Source organism: Enterobacter cloacae complex sp. XAL002 (assembly GCF_049236805.1).
In the GTDB taxonomy this organism is placed as follows: domain Bacteria; phylum Pseudomonadota; class Gammaproteobacteria; order Enterobacterales; family Enterobacteriaceae; genus Enterobacter; species Enterobacter intestinihominis.
This window is the reverse complement of the sequence record NZ_JBMKJN010000001.1, coordinates 302,259-321,596: the sequence shown is the minus strand read 5'-3', so window position 1 is coordinate 321,596 and position 19,338 is coordinate 302,259. Positions and strand designations below refer to the sequence as shown.

Sequence of the window (19,338 nt, the reverse complement as noted above, 5' to 3'; positions counted from 1 at the left end):
TTTCCTACCATGACAAGGTCACGGTGAGTTGATCTGAATACGTTCCTGACGGGCTAAACCCGGTCAAAAGCGCGACGCCAAAAAGAGGCAGCGCGATGTTATTGCTGTTGGTATAGGTAATCGGTATTGCCTGGTTAACCCCAATTTCACTGTTTGCGGCCAAAGAGCTGCTGCTGTAGAGCCGGTAACCGACCACCTCTGTCCCGCCTGAACGCGTCATCCGCCGCACAGAGCTATAATTCTGACCGCCGTTAATGCTCATACTTAGCGCCACACCCGGTGTGCAGGCGATGGACAACGCGCCGTCGGCAACAAAGCTGGTGCTGACCGGTGCGCTCTCCACGCCGCTGCGGGTCCCGAAATTCAGCGTACCGAAACGCCCGCCGGTGCCGGTGCTCACCGAGCATCCAGGCACAACCGTCGCGCTCACCCTGAATGACTGAGACGTCACCGCCCCGGCGTCTGGGATCAACATCAGCCCGACCAACAGGGTCAAAAAAGGGTGCACGACGCCCTCTGCGCTGTCGCGCAGACATAACAATGCCTTCATGGCTGAATCAGTAGGTGACGCTGACGTTAATCGTGTCGGTATAGGTTCCCGGTACGACCGTCACGCTATTGCCGCCGCCCGTAATGCGTGCGTAGAGGGTGTAGCTATCCACCCCACCCGCAGTAGAGGCGACCGGCAACGCGGCATTGTTCGCAACCACGTTGTTGTAACCGCTATCGCTGAACAGGCTGTAGGCAACGCCCTGCGCCGCATTGGCGGTGTTGACCAGATAGCGGCCCGGCGTACCTGGGGTGCCGACAACGGTTCCGGGTGCGGTAGCGTTAGTGTTGCCGGTGATCGCCACCGTGTAACTGGCAGTGGTACATTGAATGGTAAAGGTGTTTCCTCCGCTGGCACCGGTTAACTGGGTTGTCAGGGTGGAGAATGTTGCAGGATGAGTGCCGAAATCGAGCGTCCCGAAGTTAATGCCGTTTTGCGTTGGCGAGCCGTTGATCAAGCAGCCGTTGGTCAGCGTCAACGTCGCGCCGATAGTGCCGCTACTGGTGACCGCGAGAGCCTGACCGACCGTTCCCGCCGTCAGCAGCGTGCCCGCGCAGATAAAAAGAAGTTTTCTTTTCATTTACCACCCTCCAGAAGAAATATAGGTTCGCTTGCCATATTTTATTCATACTGTTCAGTATGTTAGCCCCGCTTAAACATTCCCCGGCGCGGTTACTGAGAATTTAGTTTATGGTTAGCACTTCAACCACTTTCATCAAAAAGAGGGCAACCCCGCTCGAATTAACAGGTTATTAACAAACATTACAAAGGGTTAGCAAAAAAAAATGGGCATTATTCTTGCTTAACTTGAGGATATATCGCCTGTATTGTGATCTGAGTCACAATATATCGTCATGATAAAAACAACGAATTTCATAAAAATTAAAAACAAGTTGTAACTCACGCAGCTTTACTTCAATTTATGCCCCGAATATTTTCCTGCGCTTAAATAATAATTTTGTATGCATTGACGCAGGAAACTCTTTTAGCGCATAGAGGATCTTTTTGTGGCAAGTGCAAACAAACTCACGCTCTTCATCGTGATTTTCATGCTGGCGGGCATTCTTTCCGGTGCGGCGATCCATGAGTATGCTTCGCCCGACGCGATACAGGCCTGGTCGGAGAACATCACCCTGCTGACCGATATTTTCCTGCGGCTGATCAAGATGGTGATAGCCCCGCTGGTGTTCAGCACCCTGACGGTGGGCATTATGAGGCTGGGTGAAACGTCTACGATTGGGCGCGTCGGGGGTAAAGCGATGGTGTGGTTTATCAGCTCATCCGTACTTTCCATTCTGGTGGGGCTGTTTATTGTTACCCTTGAACAACCCGGCAGCGGTCTGAACCTGAGCATTCCGACAGAGACGGTTGATATCGGCCTGGCCGTGAGCGGGATGTCGCTGAAAGCCTTTCTGTCACACACCATTCCAACCAGCATTGCCGGCGCGATGGCCAACAATGAGATCCTGCAAATTGTGGTCTTCTCGATGTTCTTCGGCATTGGCGGCGCGTCACTGGGCCAAAAATTCAACGCCCCGCTGGTCGCGGCGCTGGATGTGGTATCCCACATTATGCTGAAGGTGACGGGCTACGTGATGTACGTTGCGCCGCTGGCCATTTTCGCGGCGATTTCGTCCGTCATTGCCACCCAGGGGCTGGGCATTTTGCTGAACTATGCCTCGTTTATTGGCGGTTATTATGTGGCGATCCTCCTGACCTGTCTGGTATTGCTGGCCGTGGGTTACATGGTACTGAAGAAAGAGATTTTCCGTCTGGTGGCGATGCTGAAAGATCCGGTGCTGGTGGCGTTTACCACCAGCAGTTCAGAAGCGGCATACCCAAAAACGCTGGAGCAGTTAGCGCGCTTTGGTTGTTCACGGAATATCGCCTCTTTCGTCCTGCCGATCGGCTACTCGTTTAACCTGGTCGGCTCCATGGTGTACTGCTCGTTCGCCTCAATGTTTATTGCCCAGGCGTACAACATTCACCTGAGTTTTACCGAGGTGACGGTGCTGATGTTAACGCTGATGCTGGCCTCGAAGGGCATTGCGGGCGTACCGCGCTCGTCGCTGGTGGTGCTGGCGGCAACCATTCCAGGCTTTAACATTCCGGTAGCCGGGATCCTGCTGCTGATGGGGATTGACCATTTCCTGGATATGGGGAGATCGGCCATTAACGTGCTGGGGAACGGGATTGCGACGGCGATGCTGTCGCAGAATGAAGGGGCGCGGGAAGCGGAGGCAGAGCTGGTGGAGCAGGAGGCGTAAAGATACAAAAGAGCCGGGTGGCGCTGACGCGTACCCGGCCTACGTGTTCGAGCCATTTGTAGGCCGGATAAGGCGAAGCCGCCACCCGGCATTATTTTATGCCACGTGATTCGCCGCAATATCCAGCAGCGCCATCTCTTCGCTGTTCAGCAGCTTCTCAATATTCACCAGAATCAGCATACGCTCGCCGAGCGCACCCAGACCTGTCAGGTATTCCGTCGACAGCGTGACCGCAAACTCCGGCGCAGGACGGATTTGATCGGCGGTCAGCGACAGCACATCTGACACGCCGTCCACCACAATCCCCACCACGCGCTGCCCCAGATTCAGAACAATCACCACCGTGTTATCGTTGTACTCCACATCGCCCTGGCTGAACTTCACGCGCAGATCCACGATAGGCACAATCACACCGCGCAGGTTGGTCACACCCTTGATAAACGCTGGCGTATTCGCGATGCGCGTTACCTGATCGTACCCGCGAATTTCCTGCACTTTCAGGATGTCGATACCGTACTCTTCATCACCTAAAGTGAAAACCAGGAATTCCTGCCCAGATGGCTCGCCCGCCAGTTTCGTTACGTTACTCATACCGGTCATGTTATTACCTTTTACTTAATCAGGCGGCTGTGTTCGCCACACGTTGTTCACGATTTAATCCCTGAAGTGCCGATACATCGACGATCAGCGCGACGCTACCATCACCCAGGATGGTGGCAGCAGAGATCCCCGGCACTTTGCGGTAGTTACTTTCCAGGTTCTTAACCACCACCTGATGCTGACCAATCAGCTGATCGACCAGCAGCGCGTAGCGGCGTCCGGCGCTTTGCAGGATCACAACGATACCCTGCGTGGCCTCGGTTTTTGCCCCGTCCACTTCGAACACTTTCCACAGTTCCACCAGCGGCAGGTACTCGCCGCGCACTTCGAGCACGCGCTCGCCGCCCGCCAGCGGATGCAGATCTTCTTCGCGCGGCTGGAGGGATTCCATCACCGCGTTCAGCGGCAGAATAAAGACTTCGTCCGCCACTTTAACGGACATGCCGTCAAGAATGGCCAGCGTCAGCGGCAGCAGGATACGGATCGTGGTGCCCGCGCCCTGCTTAGACTGGATCTCAACGTGACCGCCCATCTCCTGAATGTTACGTTTCACCACGTCCATGCCCACGCCGCGGCCGGAAACGTCGGTGACCTGCTCTGCGGTTGAGAAGCCCGGGGCAAAAATCAGCATGCCCACTTCTTCGTCAGTCATGTTTTCGTTGACCGCCATGCCCTGCGAAATCGCCTTCGCCAGAATGCGCTCGCGGTTCAGGCCCGCGCCGTCATCGGTCACTTCGATGCAGATGTTGCCGCCCTGATGTTCTGCTGACAGGATCAGATTGCCCACTGGCGATTTTCCGGCTGCCACGCGGTTTTCCGGCAGCTCAATGCCGTGGTCGAGGCTGTTACGCACCAGGTGCGTTAACGGGTCGATAATGCGTTCAATCAGGCTCTTATCCAGCTCGGTGGAGCTGCCCATCAGCGTGAGTTCGATCTGTTTGTTGAGCTTGCTGGCCAGGTCGCGCACCAGGCGCGGGAAGCGGCTGAAGACATATTCCATCGGCATCATGCGGATGGACATCACCGATTCCTGCAAATCGCGGGCGTTACGTTGTAACTGGCCCATGCTGGTGATGAGATCGCCGTGGGTCACCGGGTCCAGCTCGTTGGAGCGCTGGGCCAGCATCGACTGGGTGATCACCAGTTCACCCACCAGGTTGATCAGCTGATCCACTTTCTCCACCGCCACGCGAATGCTTGTGGACTCGCTGGAACGCGCCGCCGGTTTTTCACCGCGGGCCGGGGCAGCCGTCTCTTTTGGCACGGCTTTCAGGGCCGGAGCAGCAGCAACTACCGCAGGGGCAATTTCTGCCGGCGCGGGCACTTCAACGGCCGCCGCCTCGGTTTCAAACGCAATTTGATCCGCTTCAATCACGAAGCACAGCACCGCCACAATGTCATCCTGGCCGATCCCGCCGTCGAGCGTCGCGGCCAGGCTGTCTTTACCCTTCACCACGTTGCTGAGCGTCGCCAGGTTACCCAGCTCCTCTTCCAGCAGGTTGACCTCGTTCTCTTTCAGCCGTGACAGCACTACGCGCAATTTTCCTGCGGGCGCATCAGGCGCACTGTCTGGTTTGGCCGCGGCGTCAACAACGCTCAGTTTTGCCGCAGGGACAACGGGCGCAGACGCCTCACCTTTGGCTTCCAGCGCTAACTGACGCAGCGCGTTGCAGATGTATTCAAAGCTGGCGGCATCAGGCTCTGCCGAACTTTTATAGGCGTCGAGCTGTTCCTGCATAATATCTTTCGTTTCCAAAAACAGGTTGATAATGTCGGTATTGAGCTGCATCTCACCGCGTCGTGCTTCATCCAGCAGGTTTTCCATTAAATGGGTCGTTTCCTGCAAAATGGTAAATCCAAACGTTCCGGCTCCGCCTTTAATGGAATGCGCCGCACGGAAGATGGCGTTGAGCTGTTCTGAGTCCGGTGCCTCGGGCACCAGATCCAGCAAATGTTGCTCCATATCGGCCAACAATTCGTCGGCTTCATCAAAAAATGTCTGGTAAAAATCGGTAATATCCATGCTCACGCTATCACCTCGGATTGGCTGGTGGCGATGTTGGAACGGCAGCCGAAGGGACGGCCCCAGGCTGTTTTAAATCGTCCAGTGACTCATTCTGACTTTCGGCGTTTTCATGCAGGATGGCCTGCTCCGCCTGCTGGTTCAGCACTAAAAGACTGATACGACGGTTGATGGCGTCATCCGGTCCGCGGTCGGTCAGGCGCATGGTTGCAGCCATGCCGACCACGCGCAGGACCTTGCCATCATCAAGCCCACCCGCCACCAGCTCGCGACGCGAGGCGTTGGCGCGATCGGCAGAAAGCTCCCAGTTGCTGTATCCCTTCTCTCCCGTGGCGTACGGGAAATCATCCGTGTGACCGGAGAGGCTAACGCGGTTCGGAATGCCGTTCAGCACCGGTGCAATCGCACGCAGAATATCGCGCATGTAGGGCTCCACGTCGGCACTGCCGGTTTTGAACATCGGTCGGTTCTGGCTGTCGATGATCTGAATACGCAGCCCTTCCTGCACCAGGTCAATTTTCAGATGCGGACGCAGCGCGCGCAATTTAGGGTCCGCCTCAATCAGCTGATCCAGGTCACCGCGCAGTTTTTTCAGGCGCGCCTGCTCCATCCGTTTTTTCAGCTCGTCGATGTTAGGCTGTTTTTTCACTTCGCCCTGCTGCTGGGTGTAATCGTCACCGCCGCCGGGGATCGGGCTGTCGCTGTTCGATATGCGCGGCCCGCCGGTGACCGCCGTCGCCAGCGGCGTTCTGAAATATTCCGCAATCTGAATAAGCTCTTTCGGGCTGGAGATGGAGATCAGCCACATCACCAGAAAGAAGGCCATCATGGCGGTCATAAAATCGGCGTACGCGATCTTCCATGAGCCGTGAGAACCGTGCCCGTGCCCCTTATGCTTGCGTTTTTTTACGATGACGATCGGATGGGACTGGTTTTTCATGCGTCCTCAGTTGTCGTCTGTTGGTTGGGGTTTTTCACCGCGCGCACATGCTCTTCCAGTTCGATAAACGACGGACGTTCGCTGGAGTAGAGCGTCTTACGGCCAAATTCGACGGCGATCGGTGGCGCATAACCGTTGAGGTTTGAGAGCAGCGTAATTTTCACGCACTGCATCATTTTGGTGGTTTCAGCGCTCTTCTGGCGCAGCACGCTCGCCAGCGGGGAGATAAAGCCGTATGCCAGTAAAATACCGAGGAACGTCCCCACCATTGCGTGGGCAATCAGGGCGCCCAGTTCAGCCGCCGGGCGATCCGCCGAGGCCAGGGCATGAACGACGCCCATGACCGCCGCCACGATACCGAACGCCGGAAGCGAGTCGCCCACCAGCGCCAGGCTGTTGGCCGGAACTTCGGATTCGCTCTCGTGGGTTTCGATCTCTTCGTCCATCAGGGCTTCAATTTCGAAGGTGTTCATGTTGCCGCTGATGATCAGTCGCAGGTAATCGACGATAAAATCGAGCATCATCGCGTCAGCCAGAATACGCGGGTAGCTGGCGAAAATTTCGCTCTCTTTCGGGTTTTCAATGTCCCGCTCCAGCGAGAACATTCCTTGCTGACGTGACTTCGCCATCAGGCGATAGAGCAGCGCCAGAAGATCCATATACATGCTTTTGGTGTATTTCGAGCGACGAAACAGCAGCGGAATCGCCTTCAGCGTGCCCTTGATCGATTTACCGTTGTTACCAACGATAAAAGCCCCTACCCCTGCACCGCCGATGATGACAAGTTCAGCCGGTTGATAGAGTGCTCCAAGGTGCCCGCCGGTCATCATGTAACCGCCGAAAACTGTACCGAGAACTACCAGGTAACCTAATAAGATAAGCACGACATCATCCTTCCGCTAGTGACTATGGCAGGACGTTCATTTCGAGCGCGTGACCTGAACGCAGGGTAAAAAAAAGCAGCGGTAATCGCTTACCGCTGCTGGAATCTTGCCCACAGGTTCGGGTTAAACAGCGTGTTCGATCTGTTCATCCAGCAGTTGTGGAATAATATCGGCAGCATCCCGGGAAAGTTTACGTCTTTTTACGGCTCGGGATGGAGGCTGGCATAAACTACAGGCGAAGCTGCCCGCAGGCTGGTGCGCGTGGGTAATAAAATTGCCGTCACAGCAGTTGCAGCGCGACAATTCAAGCATTCCGCTTTCAACAAAACGCACCAGCGTCCAGGCGCGGGTCAGCGCCAGCAGGGGTCCCTGTTCCTGCTGCGGGCATTGCTCAAGGTAAAGTTTGTAGGCTTTAATCACGGCATCCACGCCGCTGCATAAGCCCGTTTTAAGCAGGTACTGCCAGGCGTTACAGAACATGGAAGCATGGATGTTCTGCTCCCAGGTCATGAACCAGTCAGTCGAAAACGGCAGCATGCCTTTTGGCGGTGGGCTACCACGCAATTCTTTGTACAGCTTGATCAAACGACCACGGCTCAGTTGCGTCTCGCTTTCCAGCATTTGTAAACGCGCACCCAGCGTGATGAGTTCCATTGCCAGCTGGATATCACGGGCTTCCTGAACAATGCTTTTTTCGCTCATTGTTAAGCCCTTTTCTTCCGGGCTACGTCGTCAGGCTGGCTGATTTCGTTGAGCAGGCGGGTGGAGAGAAGAATACCGGTGTGGATCTGTTGCAGATCGTCCACGCGGGATTCCTGAGTCAGACGCGTAATGGTCTGCGGGTTATCGAAACGGAACTGGCAGACAAGCTGATTGGTTTCAGCCAGCTTGACCATCTGCGGAAGTGTTAATCCCCCCAGCATGGTTGCCATCTCTTCGTTAACACCCAGACGAAACATCGCTGACGGTTTGTCCTGACTAATCAAACGCTGCGCGAGCAATAAATACGACAAATTGATGTCGTAAATATGTTTTAGCAACTCGGATGTATGCATTTTTCCCATCCCGAATAACCAACTATTATTTTTATGCGGAAAGACCGCACCCCGTGATGTCGCCGGGAAATCACCCGGTATAAAAAGAAAAGGCCAAATGCATAGTTGAATTTAGGTTTGTACGTCGTAAAGCGCGTGACCGGTTAACATGGCCAAAATGTCGGTTACACATTTTATCTTTTCTTACAAATAACTAAGATTTTTCCTAATTCGACGCAAACTCTACTCGTCAGTTTTGACACATACAATGCAGCCCCCCCTGGAATTTAAAAAAATGTGATCTGCGTCACATAATTTACGCGAATGTAACCTATAAATCCATCAGCGTGACTTGTAATTTGGGTGTTTTTTATCCAACCCAAGCTTGTTTATATTCTTCAGGAACGAATACTCATGCATCCGGACGGGGGAATTGGGTCTGGGAAATGTAAAGACAGGGCAAATCCGCATTGATCTGCTATGGGGAAAACTTCACGCTGAAACTACCATTAATTAATAAAGTAAAAACAGGGGGTTAACGCTGGCAACACAAAAATAAGTTTCGTTGCGTAACGATCTACGCCGGGTTGATGATGAGTTAAGGCGTGTTAACCACCCGGAAGGGAAAATGTGTAATTTACGTTAAGCTGTTAATTTTTTTCATTTAGGCCATCTTTTCAGTTATTCTTCTTATAAGAATAATTAATGAATAATTATGATAAGCTTCACACTAATGACGCATTCACCTCTTGCAGTAATGACAGTTTCGCGGTAAAGCTGGGGAAACTTGTCATTCTGACATCAAAGGAGTGCGTGATGAGTTACTCCCATCTGCTTGTTTCAGTTGCTGTTTCTCCCGAAAGCCACCAGCTTGTCGCCCGAGCCGTATCCATCGCCCGCCCCGCCAATGCCCGCATCAGCCTGATCACGCTGGCCGCGGAACCCGAAATGTATAATCAGCTGGCTGCGCCGATGCTGGAAGATATACGTGAGGTATTGCAGGAGGAAACGCACCAATTCCTGCAAGAGTTGGTGGAGAGGGCAGACTATCCGATTCATCAGACCGTTATCGCGACCGGTGAATTAAGCGCGCATATACTCGACATCTGTCAGAAAGAGAATATTGACCTGGTTATTTGCGGAAATCATAACCAGAGTTTTTTTTCTCGTGCGGCATGCTCGGCAAAATCTATCGTTTCGTCAAGCCAGGTTGATGTCCTGCTGGTGCCTCTTGGGGGCAATTAATGCCCCCGGAGAAAATCAGGCGAGTTTAGGGAAGGTCGCGATCTTTTTTTGCAGATCACCTTCCTGACTTTGCGGCTGGATCGCGCGCAAATCGTCAATAAAACGCGCCTGCCAGCGGTTAATATCATTCTTCATGATGGTCTCCATCATTTCCGAATGGCGTGAAATACGTTCCGCAAGCGGCATAGTTAACGCACGGTTCAGGGCATTTGCCACGTCATCGCGATCGTAAGGGTTTACAATCAGCGCTGAGGTTAACTCGTTTGCCGCACCGGCAAATTGAGACAGCACCAGCACACCCGGGTCAGCAGGATCTTGTGCTGCAACATACTCTTTTGCCACCAGATTCATCCCGTCGCGCAGGGGCGTGACCAGCCCGACGTCCGCATAGCGGAACACTTTCATCAGAATTTTGCGCTCAAAGTGCTGATTCAAATAGAAAAGTGGTGTCCAGCCAAGCTGCCCGTAGCGCCCGTTGATGCGCCCTGCTTCGGTCTCAAGCTGGTGACGGATATCCTGATAGGCCTGAACCTCACCGCGCGAGGTCGGCGCTATCTGGGTATAACGAATCTTGCCGTGATGCTGCGGGAATTTTTCCAGCAGGGTTTCGTACGCGAGGAATCGCTCCGGCAAACCTTTGGAATAATCAAGTCGTTCAACCGAAAAGATATTCTTAACGTGCTTGAGTTCATCCTTAAGCTGGGCAAGCTTCGGAGGCAATGGACCGGAGGCCTGCTCGGCAATTTCGTCTGGCTCAATACCAATCGGGTAGACCTCGGTATGGAAATTACGTCCCCACGCGGTGTGAGATTTGCCGCCGTGAGTAACCAGTCGGGTTTTACCGGACACGCTGTCGAGGAAGGCCAGCCTGTCGTTTTCCGTCTGGAAACCGAGCAGGTCGTAATCAGACAGCGCCTCAAGGATCTCTTCATGCTGCGGCAGTGCCGTGAAAATCTCCGGCGTCGGGAAAGGAATGTGTAGGAAAAAACCGATTCGGTTATTCACACCACGTTTTCGCAGCTCTCTGGCGAAAGGCAGCAGATGGTAATCGTGGATCCATAAAATATCGTCTTCTTCGATCAGCGGCAGCAGTTTATCTGCCAGCAGCGCATTAACGCGCATATAGCCTTCATAGGATTCACGCTGGAATTTCACCAGGTCCAGACGATAGTGAAACGCTGGCCACAGCACGGCGTTTGAGAACTCGGAATAATATTCATCATAGTCCTTCTCACTGAGTGCGAAGGAAGCCCACGTGATATTGCCCCGTGACACCTTTTTAAGCGGTTTCTCATCATTACTGATTTCCCCGCTCCAGCCAAACCAGAGACCACCCGCGGCTTTGAGGGCACCTAATACCCCGACCGCCAGGCCACCGGCACTGGCTTTTTTATCATCCGGCGGTGCGATGCGATTAGAGACGACGACTAAGCGACCCATAATGATTTCTCCCGTTGTTTTGCGCTATTTGTTGTTGTTGCTGGTTAGCGACATCAGATATCCACTGCCAGACGCTGGCGACGTTTTCCAGCCGCCATCCGGCAACGGTTTCACCCGGCCCTACCTTGACAGACATGCCACTGGCCTGGTTTACCACGCTGAACCCGGCCTCGTCGGTCAGGTCATCCCCAAAAAATACTGGCGTACGCCCTTTAAACGGCGCTTCCGCCATAAACGCTGCAATGGCAGCGCCTTTATTAATTCCTGCTGGTTTAATCTCGACCACACATTTACCGGGCTGTAACGCCAGCTCCGGATGGGCTTCCGCCACGCTTCTTGCTACCGAAAAGATCGCCGCCTCATGGTGAGGCGCCTGACGGTAGTGCAGCGCAAAGGCCATGCCTTTGGCTTCCAGTTCCGTACCGGGAAGCAGTTCCAGAGCAGAAGAGAGTTGCGCATGCAGCGCCTGAACCAGCGTATCGGGGAGTGAAACTATATGCAGTTGATCATGGATATCGCGGCGCTCCGCTCCGTGCACACCGGCCAGCGGAAAGTGATAAGGACTGGCGAGCATATCCAGCTCGGCCATTGAGCGCCCTGAAATCAATGCCAGTGCCCCCTCGTTCTGTCGGGAGAGTTGCTGCAAATTCTCTAACACCAGATCCGGTACAACAACGTCGTCAGGATGCGGTTCAATCCCGGCGAGCGTCCCGTCGAGGTCAAAAAAGAAAGCAAATTTTCCGGGCAGTACAGGCGGTGCGGTTAACAAGTCAGCCACCCTAATCCTCCTTACAGTGAACAAAACAGCCATGTAAGTATAGACAGTGTGACGGCGCTCGCCATTTAGCAACCGGCCCGTCAGCATAACTGGCGGGCCGGTCAGTGGGTCAACTATGGTTAATAGTTAAGCAGATAAGTGGCTAAAAATAAATCAGACGGTACGCTTAGCTTTTTGCTTGTAACGGTCGAAGATCACTGCTGCCAGCAGGATTAGGCCGCGTACGACGTACTGAGAGAACGGAGAAATATTAAGCAGGTTCATGGCGTTCTCCACGGTCCCCAGAATCAGGATCCCCGCCACCACATATGAGATTTTTCCGATGCCGCCCTTGAGGGATACGCCCCCCAATACGCAGGCTGAAATGACAATCAGCTCATAACCGATAGAGGTCATTGGCTGACCGCTGGTCATACGCGACGCCAGAATAATCCCCGCCGCTGCCGACACAAGCCCGGAAAGCACGAAGATAATGATCTTGGTCCGTACGACCGGGACACCCGCCAGACGCGCCGCTTCCTCGTTCCCGCCAATCGCCAGGGTATTACGACCAAAGGTGGTGCGGTTAAGCAGGAAACCAAACAGGATCAGACAGGCTACCGTCAGCCAGATAGGCGCAGGCAAGCCCAGCCAGTTGGCATAGCCCAGCGTAAAGAAGCGCTCGTCTTCAATCCCCACCGCCTTACCGTCGGAGATGATATAGGCCAGACCGCGCACGATTTGCATGGTCGCAAGCGTCGTGATCAGGGCGTTAATCTTCAGGCGCGCAATCACAAAGCCGTTCACCAGACCGCTCAGCACGCCGAGCATCAGCCCCGCCAGCACGCCGATCCACAGGCTTTCGGTCATATTGATCACCACGGCAGTGGTGACCCCGGCACAGGCAATCACCGAGGCGACCGACAGGTCAAAATCGCCGGAGGCCAGGCAGAATAGCATTCCGCAGGCCACCATGCCGGACATGGAGATGGCCAGCCCCAGCCCCTTCATGTTGATGAAGGTCGCAAAGTTTGGCACAAAAATCGCGCACGCAACGAACAGGGCGGCGAAAACCACCAACATGCCGTACTGGTCCCAGATGCGGCCAAAACTGAAAGCCGACTTCGGCGCTCCGGATGTAGTAACAGAGGACATCATTGACTCCTTACTCAGGCGACAGCCTGGCTAACTTTAGGCATGGCGAGACTCAACGCCTGTTGTTCATTCGCCTGTTCATGCAGCAATTCACCGGCAATTTCGCCTTCACGCATCACTACAATACGGTCGGCGACGCCCAGCACCTCGGGCAGATCGCTGGAGGCGAACAGCACCGCCACGCCGCGTTTTGCCAGCTCATAGATGACGTTATAGATTTCGTGTTTCGCCCCCACGTCGATACCGCGCGTTGGTTCATCCAGCAAAATGACCTTCATGTCTTCCGACAGCCAGCGCCCCAGAATGGCTTTTTGCTGGTTGCCGCCGGACAGGTTCATGATCAGCTGTTCAGCCCCGGGAGTTTTGATGTTCAGCGAACGGATATGGTGATCAGCGTTGCGCGCCTCCCAGCCGTCGTTAATCAGACATCCCGCGCGGATGAACTTGCGCCGGGCAGAGATGTTGATGTTGTCGCGCACCGAGTGCACTGGAATAATGCCTTCGGCCTTTCGATCCTCCGGACAGAGCATGATGCCCGCGTTAATCGCCTGCGCAGGCTTCTGTATATCGACCTTTTTCCCGTCGACGAAGACCTGGCCCTGGGTAATGCGCGTACCGCCAAACAGCCCTTTCATCAGCTCGCTGCGCCCTGCCCCGACAAGGCCAAACAGCCCGACGATTTCGCCGCTGCGCACCGAGAGTGAAATAGGTGTGCGCACGCCTGGGGCTTTAACGCTATCCAGACGCAGACGCTCAGGGCCGTACTCGCGCGGCTTCCAGTGGTAAATATCCCCCAGATCGCGCCCGACCATCGCCTGCACCAGCTGGTCATGATTGACCTGCTGCATATCGGTGAAGGTGCGCACGTAGCGGCCATCCTTAAACACGGTGATGGCATCGCTTAAGGCAAAAATTTCTTCCATACGGTGGGAGACGTACAGAATGATGCGGCCCTCTTTGCGCAGCTCGCGGATCACGCGAAAGAGGTTTTCAATTTCACGCGCCGAGAGCGAGCTGGTTGGCTCGTCAAAAGCGATGATCTTGGCGTTACGCGCCAGCGCTTTGGCAATTTCCACCATCTGCCACTGGCCGATGGAGAGATACTTAAGGGGCGTTTGCGGATCGACATCCAGCCCAAGGTGCCTGAGCTGCAAGCCCGCTTCATAGTTGAGCAGCGAGCGGTTGACCACGCCGCTTTTATGCGGAAGCTGGCCCAGGTAGATGTTCTCCGCCACGGTCATTTCAGGAATGAGATGCAGCTCCTGATAGATGATGGCGACGCCCGCGTTTAACGCTGCCGTGGTATCGGCAAAGGCCACCTCTTCGCCGCGAATGGCCAGCGTGCCGGTGGTGGGCGTGTAGTTGCCGCTGAGAATTTTTAGCAGCGTGGATTTTCCCGCGCCGTTCTCCCCCATCAGGGCATGAACCTGACCGGCATAGCAGTCGAAGCTGATATCGGTCAGCGCGTTTACGCCGGGGAATGTTTTACCGATGCCGCGGAAAGAGAGATACGGATCAGACTGTTGCATAACGACTCCGTGATTCCTGTAGTGTGTACGTCAGGCCCCTCACGGCGTGTGAGGGGCGCAATCACAGCGTATTACTTACCGCCCAGTCCTTTTTTCGCCAGCTCCTCTTTGAAATTATCGCGGGTGATCAGCACCACATCGGTTACTTCGGTGAATTTCGGCGGCTCAACCCCCTTGGTCACCCAGTTGTAAAGCATTTCGCTGGATTTATAGCCGTGGACATCCGGGCTTGGCAGCAGAGAGCCGTAGAAGCCGGTCGCCTGCGCTTTAGACAGTTCGCTCACGGCGTCCACGCCGTTGATGCCGATCCCGATAATGTCCGGTGCTTTAAAGCCCTGGCCTTCCGTTGCACGCACGCCGCCCAGCACGGTGTTATCGTTCATCCCCACCACCAGCCAGTGTTTCACCTCCGGATGCTGGACGAGCATGGAGTTCGCCGCATCAAAGGCGCCCGGGATATCGTTGGATTTGGTCGGGACTTTGTAGATTTGTTTTTCCGGGAAGCCAGCCGCTTTTAGCGCGTCCATGGAGCCCGTGGTACGACGACGGGCGGTATCCAGCTCGTCAGCGGTAATCGCCATCACGGCGGTCTCTTTTACATCCCAGCCGCGTTTTTGCATCTCTTTATAGAGCTCCTGGCCCTGACGCTCGCCGATTTTGGTGGCCGCCATCATCACCAGCGGAACGGTATCCATCGGTTTGCCTTTGGCATTCACGAACTGATCGTCCACCGCAATCACTTTCATGTCATAACCGCGCGCTTTCGCGGCAATCGCTGAACCCAGCTTTGGATCCGGCGTACAGATAACGAAACCTTTCGCGCCGCTCGCCGCCAGGCTATCAATGGCGTTAAGCGTTTTCTCGCCGTCAGGTACAGCGATTTTAATTACCTCAAATCCCAAATCTTTTCCGGCTTTATCAGCAAATTTCCATTCGGTCTGGAACCACGGTTCTTCCGGCTGTTTAACCAGAAAACCGAGCTTTAAATTTTCAGCGATAGCGGATTGTGACATAACGGCAGCCAGGCCGATGGCCGCCAGCGCTTTAGTAAATTTGTGCATGGTAAACTCCAGCTTTAGCATTCTTATCTGTAGGGAATAATGGCGAACAACTTATTTAATCGGACTTAAAACAAGGCATTAGCGCTTACCTCGTTATAAGCGTTATTGCTGGAGATAGTTTTAGCGGGAAATTAATCATCCATAAGAGAGCGACATCACACCGCAGAATTACAGTAATTGCGTACATAAATTCAGCGAAAAATGACATAAAAAAGGACGTAATTGTCCTACAAATGGAAAGGAGTTAAGCAGGATTATCCATAAGGTCAGCTAAGAAATCCCTGTAACCCGGACGCCTTAGCGTCCGGCAGAAAATTTACCAGCGGTAATAGATGTGTTCAGCATGATCGCGCACGGGGGCATCGTCGCCCAACAGACGCGCCGAGAGCGTCAGCGCAAAGTCAAAAGCGTGCCCCAGCCCCTTGCCGCTGATGAGGTTGTTATCCTCCACCACCGGCGCATCCACATATACTCCATCATCAACGGACTGCCAAAGATCGCCGGAACAGACGTAGCGCCGCCCCTTCAGTAGCCCGTTTGCGCCCAGCACCCGCGCAGCCGCAGAGCAGATCGGGCAGATGAGTTTGCCGTGCTCGTCATGCGCGGAAACAAAGCGTATCACCTCCTGGTTAGCCGCAAGATTGATACTCCCCTGCGGCCCACCGGGTAACACGACCGCGTCATACAGCCTATTAATACGTTCCGTTAAGGTACTGTCAGCCACCATGGGGATATTGTGGTAACTCACTACCGCACGGGACTCCGCGCAGGCCAGCGTTTCCACCTCAATCTGCAAGCGACGCAGGATATCCACTGTGATAATCGCTTCTGCTTCTTCAAAACCAGGTGCCAGCAGCACCGCAACTTTTGTCATCATAAACCCCTAGAAGTGAAAAGATATAAAACATCGTTTCATTTTCCAGATTTGTTAGATAACAATCTTACGACGCGATCACAGAACCGTATATTATGTGAAAATTGATTTAGCTCAAATTTGCTACAGCAGGATATATTTGCAGTTATTATTTCTGATTTAACACTTTCACAGAATTTCCCGCCACAGAAGGTTTCCTGAAACGATAAAAATGGGAAGCACTGATTTTAATATCATTAAAATCATAAAGATAAAAAATATTTTATCTCGCCACCTGTTTTCTGTTCTGCGCTATATTTAAATTTGTAATGTATGGTAAACACAGCCCAACTAAGAGTTTTCTTAATTCAAAGAGAAGCGTATGCTTATTTAAATCGAACACAGGACGTGAATTTTCGAGTTTGTTTACCTTGCAGAAATCTTTTTCTGTTATTCAATCGTCAGTACCTGCCGGGTCAGGTTTCGTAGCGGACATCAAGTCCCACAGTCAATAAGGATATGAGTATGACTACCCAAACGATGATGCAAAAACTGAATGCCCAGATGAACCTGGAGTTTTATGCTTCAAATCTGCATCTGCATTTGAGCGCCTGGTGTTCCAGAAAAAGCCTCAACGGCACTGCCACCTTCTTTCGTACTCAGGCGCAAAGTAACGTCACGCACATGATGCGTGTCTTTAACTTTTTGAAAGCCATCGGCGCCAATCCCACAGTCAAAGAGCTTGAAACGATTGAAGATAATTACTCTTCTCTGGAGGAACTGTTCCAGAAAACGCTTGAAGAGTATGAGCAACGCTGTACGAAGCTGAACAAGCTGGCCGATGAAGCCAAAGCGCAACAGGACAACATTACCCTCAAGTTTTTACGTGATATGGACAGAGAGCAGCAGCAGGATGGCATGCTGCTGAAAACGCTCGCAGACGAAATCCGCAACGCGAAACGCGCAGGGATCTGTCTGGAGCAGACGGACCGCCATCTTCTCGACATAGCTACCGTGCAACACCACTAAGTCCTTCACCCGCTCCCGTCAGAGCTGAGAGTTCCCCACAAAATAATGCCTGCACAGACGGCCCCCTCTCCCTTGAGGGAGAGGGCTGGGGTGAGGGGGAACATACGGCTCTGGTGGTCATTCCGTTCACTTTATGTTCCTTGCTACTCTGTCACGGCATAACCGGTGAACGTGCCAGGGTGGCTCAGTCGCCACCACCCTGGCGACCCGGGCTTCCGGCGGAAAATCGCCGCTTCGCGGTACCTTCTGATTATTCCTTCCGGATTATCGGGGACGGGCGGAGGTAACATCCCTGTAAAGCCCGCCCTCTCGGCGCATCCCTGCGCCTCGCCCCGGCCTACAGGAAACGCCTCAGCGATTTACAGCCGGACCGAGGCATCGCTGAAAGCCTTCAGTTATTCTGAAGGCAACGTTATCGCTTTTGCTTTCAAATTACTGGGGATCCCTCAGCCCGTCAGGGAGTGGGTGCCAACTCCCTGCTTTTGCTGACATTTAACAAATCAGATCTTGCTCCCAATGAATAACCACACATCGTGTAATGATTTGTTTAATTACATACATTAACGAGGGAGCATCATGATCACCATTGAGTTTATTGTCATTATCCTCTGCCTGCTGGTAGGTACCCGCTTCGGCGGGATGGGCCTGGGGCTGATAAGCGGCATCGGCCTGTTTATTTTGAGTTTTGTCTTTGGTCTGCAACCCGGTAAACCGCCGGTTGACGTGATGCTCACGATCCTCGCCGTCATCGGCTGCGCGGCCACACTACAAACCGCCGGTGGCCTGAACGTGATGATGCAATTCGCAGAGCGCCTGCTGCGTAAACATCCCCAGCACATCACCCTTCTCGCGCCGTTTACCACCTGGATGTTGACCTTTCTCTGCGGGACCGGCCACGTCGTCTACACTATGTTTCCCATTATCGCGGATATCGCCCTGAAAAAAGGCATTCGCCCGGAACGGCCGATGGCGGTGGCCTCGGTGGCCTCACAGATGGCGATCACCGCCTCCCCCGTTTCCGTGGCCGTCGTTTCGCTGGTCTCAATTCTGGGTGCGCAGCACGGTATCGGCCACGCGTGGGGGATCCTCGAAATACTCGCCGTTTCCGTACCGGCCTCACTGTCAGGCGTCGCCATTGCGGCACTGTGGAGCCTGCGCCGGGGGAAAAACCTCGCAGACGATCCTGAATTTCAGGAAAAGCTGAAAGATCCGAAACAGCGGGAGTTTATCTATGGGGGAACGGAGACGTTGATGGATCAGCGTTTCCCTAAACAGGCCTACTGGTCAACGTGGATCTTCTTCGCCGGGATTGCCGTTGTGGTCCTGCTGGGTGCGTTGCCCGAGTTGCGTCCGGCGTTTGAGATCAAAGGCAAAATGACGGCCCTGTCGATGAACCTTGTCATTCAAATGATGATGCTTATTGCCGGGGCCATCATGCTGATGACCTGTAAGGTTAATGCGTCGGCCATTTCAAACGGAGCGGTATTTAAGGCGGGGATGGTCGCCATCTTCTCGGTGTTTGGCGTGGCATGGATGAGCGATACCTTTTTCCAGGCGCATCTCGACGAACTGAAAATGGCACTGGAGGGGGTAGTGAAGAGTCATCCCTGGACGTATGCCATCGTGTTGTTTCTGGTGTCGAAACTGGTCAACAGCCAGGCCGCGGCCTTGACCGCAGTCGCCCCGATGGGGTTGATGTTAGGCATCGATCCGAAAATGCTGGTGGCCTTCTTCCCGGCCTCCTACGGCTACTTTGTGCTGCCCACCTATCCGAGCGATCTGGCCTGTATTGGATTCGATCGCTCCGGCACCACCCGCATCGGTAAATTCATCATCAACCACAGCTTTATTCTGCCGGGCCTGATTGGCGTCAGCTGTGCCTGCGTGGTGAGCTATCTGCTGGTGCAGACGTTCTTTTGAACCTTCTGCGGGCGACAGACTCTGTCGCCCTTCGACGTAAAATCAGAAAAC

The 19,338-nt window shown here is 53.9% G+C and carries 18 protein-coding genes; 4 read left to right on the top strand and 14 right to left on the bottom strand.

All coding sequences use genetic code 11. From position 1 onward, the window contains the following. Positions 1–4 precede the first annotated feature (4 nt). Together ACOT0L_RS01460 and ACOT0L_RS01455 are read right to left on the bottom strand one after the other, a co-directional pair. Positions 5–550: a Csu type fimbrial protein gene (locus ACOT0L_RS01460; protein WP_022648507.1), complete on the bottom strand. Its 546-nt coding sequence runs from the start codon at positions 548–550 to the stop codon at positions 5–7. A gap of 7 nt (positions 551–557) precedes the next feature. Further along, complete coding sequence (locus ACOT0L_RS01455; RefSeq protein ID WP_063199239.1) at positions 558–1,130, bottom strand: spore coat protein U domain-containing protein; 573 nt, start codon at positions 1,128–1,130, stop codon at positions 558–560. Positions 1,131–1,557: 427 nt separating this feature from the next. Between ACOT0L_RS01455 and ACOT0L_RS01450 the strand changes: the two genes are divergently transcribed. After that, positions 1,558–2,817, top strand: a complete 1,260-nt coding sequence (locus ACOT0L_RS01450) for a dicarboxylate/amino acid:cation symporter (RefSeq protein ID WP_126504289.1) — start codon at positions 1,558–1,560, stop codon at positions 2,815–2,817. 96 nt (positions 2,818–2,913) lie between these two features. On the opposite strand, the gene cheW is transcribed toward ACOT0L_RS01450, so the two are convergent. The 6 genes from cheW to flhD form a co-directional block, all read right to left on the bottom strand. Beyond that, positions 2,914–3,417: a chemotaxis protein CheW gene (gene cheW / locus ACOT0L_RS01445; protein ID WP_003859699.1), complete on the bottom strand. Its 504-nt coding sequence runs from the start codon at positions 3,415–3,417 to the stop codon at positions 2,914–2,916. A gap of 19 nt (positions 3,418–3,436) precedes the next feature. Further along, the gene (gene cheA / locus ACOT0L_RS01440) at positions 3,437–5,446 is read right to left on the bottom strand and encodes a chemotaxis protein CheA (protein ID WP_022648510.1); all 2,010 of its coding nucleotides are present in this window, start codon (positions 5,444–5,446) and stop codon (positions 3,437–3,439) included. A gap of 4 nt (positions 5,447–5,450) precedes the next feature. After that, a complete protein-coding gene (gene motB / locus ACOT0L_RS01435; protein WP_022648511.1) occupies positions 5,451–6,380 on the bottom strand; it encodes a flagellar motor protein MotB in 930 nt (309 codons plus the stop codon). Beyond that, positions 6,377–7,264 carry a flagellar motor stator protein MotA gene (motA, locus tag ACOT0L_RS01430; protein ID WP_003859696.1) on the bottom strand — a complete coding sequence of 296 codons (888 nt, stop codon included), beginning with the start codon at positions 7,262–7,264 and terminating at the stop codon, positions 6,377–6,379. The genes motB and motA overlap by 4 nt, the downstream gene beginning before the upstream one ends. Positions 7,265–7,387: 123 nt before the next feature. After that, positions 7,388–7,966, bottom strand: a complete 579-nt coding sequence (flhC, locus tag ACOT0L_RS01425) for a flagellar transcriptional regulator FlhC (protein WP_022648512.1) — start codon at positions 7,964–7,966, stop codon at positions 7,388–7,390. A 2-nt stretch (positions 7,967–7,968) separates the two neighbouring features. Further along, complete coding sequence (gene flhD, locus ACOT0L_RS01420; RefSeq protein ID WP_003859693.1) at positions 7,969–8,319, bottom strand: flagellar transcriptional regulator FlhD; 351 nt, start codon at positions 8,317–8,319, stop codon at positions 7,969–7,971. A gap of 795 nt (positions 8,320–9,114) precedes the next feature. On the opposite strand from flhD, the gene uspC reads away from it, so the two are divergent. Further along, the gene (gene uspC / locus ACOT0L_RS01415; RefSeq protein ID WP_022648513.1) at positions 9,115–9,543 is read left to right on the top strand and encodes a universal stress protein UspC; all 429 of its coding nucleotides are present in this window, start codon (positions 9,115–9,117) and stop codon (positions 9,541–9,543) included. 15 nt (positions 9,544–9,558) lie between these two features. Here the strand turns inward: uspC and otsA are convergent, their stop codons facing one another. The 6 genes from otsA to ACOT0L_RS01385 all read right to left on the bottom strand — a co-directional run bounded on the left by otsA (position 9,559) and on the right by ACOT0L_RS01385 (position 16,359). Further along, positions 9,559–10,983 (bottom strand): alpha,alpha-trehalose-phosphate synthase, encoded by a 1,425-nt coding sequence (gene otsA / locus ACOT0L_RS01410; protein WP_022648514.1) that lies wholly within the window; start codon positions 10,981–10,983, stop codon positions 9,559–9,561. After that, positions 10,958–11,761: a trehalose-phosphatase gene (otsB, locus tag ACOT0L_RS01405; RefSeq protein WP_126504291.1), complete on the bottom strand. Its 804-nt coding sequence runs from the start codon at positions 11,759–11,761 to the stop codon at positions 10,958–10,960. The genes otsA and otsB overlap by 26 nt, the downstream gene beginning before the upstream one ends. Before the next feature lie 153 nt (positions 11,762–11,914). Next, complete coding sequence (gene araH, locus ACOT0L_RS01400) at positions 11,915–12,895, bottom strand: arabinose ABC transporter permease AraH (RefSeq protein WP_022648516.1); 981 nt, start codon at positions 12,893–12,895, stop codon at positions 11,915–11,917. 14 nt (positions 12,896–12,909) lie between these two features. Continuing rightward, positions 12,910–14,424, bottom strand: a complete 1,515-nt coding sequence (gene araG / locus ACOT0L_RS01395; RefSeq protein ID WP_023300465.1) for an L-arabinose ABC transporter ATP-binding protein AraG — start codon at positions 14,422–14,424, stop codon at positions 12,910–12,912. Positions 14,425–14,495: 71 nt separating this feature from the next. Then, positions 14,496–15,485 carry an arabinose ABC transporter substrate-binding protein AraF gene (gene araF / locus ACOT0L_RS01390; RefSeq protein ID WP_023300466.1) on the bottom strand — a complete coding sequence of 330 codons (990 nt, stop codon included), beginning with the start codon at positions 15,483–15,485 and terminating at the stop codon, positions 14,496–14,498. Between the two features lie 316 nt (positions 15,486–15,801). Beyond that, positions 15,802–16,359, bottom strand: a complete 558-nt coding sequence (locus ACOT0L_RS01385) for a DJ-1/PfpI family protein (RefSeq protein WP_126504295.1) — start codon at positions 16,357–16,359, stop codon at positions 15,802–15,804. Positions 16,360–16,863: 504 nt separating this feature from the next. Here ACOT0L_RS01385 and ACOT0L_RS01380 point away from each other — a divergent pair. Both ACOT0L_RS01380 and ACOT0L_RS01375 read left to right on the top strand, forming a co-directional pair. Further along, positions 16,864–17,367 (top strand): non-heme ferritin-like protein, encoded by a 504-nt coding sequence (locus ACOT0L_RS01380; protein ID WP_063151903.1) that lies wholly within the window; start codon positions 16,864–16,866, stop codon positions 17,365–17,367. Positions 17,368–17,943: 576 nt separating this feature from the next. Further along, a complete protein-coding gene (locus tag ACOT0L_RS01375; protein WP_022648521.1) occupies positions 17,944–19,287 on the top strand; it encodes an anaerobic C4-dicarboxylate transporter in 1,344 nt (447 codons plus the stop codon). Positions 19,288–19,338 lie beyond the last annotated feature (51 nt).

Bases quoted from the DNA above. Each gene is read 5' to 3' on its own strand.
- araG (WP_023300465.1), bottom strand. From the start codon at position 14,424: ATGCAACAGTCTGATCCGTATCTCTCTTTCCGCGGCATCGGTAAAACA.
- ACOT0L_RS01380 (WP_063151903.1), top strand. From the start codon at position 16,864: ATGACTACCCAAACGATGATGCAAAAACTGAATGCCCAGATGAACCTG.
- ACOT0L_RS01460 (WP_022648507.1), bottom strand. From the start codon at position 550: ATGAAGGCATTGTTATGTCTGCGCGACAGCGCAGAGGGCGTCGTGCAC.
- otsA (WP_022648514.1), bottom strand. From the start codon at position 10,983: ATGGGTCGCTTAGTCGTCGTCTCTAATCGCATCGCACCGCCGGATGAT.
- cheW (WP_003859699.1), bottom strand. From the start codon at position 3,417: ATGACCGGTATGAGTAACGTAACGAAACTGGCGGGCGAGCCATCTGGG.
- araF (WP_023300466.1), bottom strand. From the start codon at position 15,485: ATGCACAAATTTACTAAAGCGCTGGCGGCCATCGGCCTGGCTGCCGTT.
- uspC (WP_022648513.1), top strand. From the start codon at position 9,115: ATGAGTTACTCCCATCTGCTTGTTTCAGTTGCTGTTTCTCCCGAAAGC.
- ACOT0L_RS01375 (WP_022648521.1), top strand. From the start codon at position 17,944: ATGATCACCATTGAGTTTATTGTCATTATCCTCTGCCTGCTGGTAGGT.
- motB (WP_022648511.1), bottom strand. From the start codon at position 6,380: ATGAAAAACCAGTCCCATCCGATCGTCATCGTAAAAAAACGCAAGCAT.
- flhD (WP_003859693.1), bottom strand. From the start codon at position 8,319: ATGCATACATCCGAGTTGCTAAAACATATTTACGACATCAATTTGTCG.
- ACOT0L_RS01385 (WP_126504295.1), bottom strand. From the start codon at position 16,359: ATGACAAAAGTTGCGGTGCTGCTGGCACCTGGTTTTGAAGAAGCAGAA.
- flhC (WP_022648512.1), bottom strand. From the start codon at position 7,966: ATGAGCGAAAAAAGCATTGTTCAGGAAGCCCGTGATATCCAGCTGGCA.
- araH (WP_022648516.1), bottom strand. From the start codon at position 12,895: ATGTCCTCTGTTACTACATCCGGAGCGCCGAAGTCGGCTTTCAGTTTT.
- ACOT0L_RS01455 (WP_063199239.1), bottom strand. From the start codon at position 1,130: ATGAAAAGAAAACTTCTTTTTATCTGCGCGGGCACGCTGCTGACGGCG.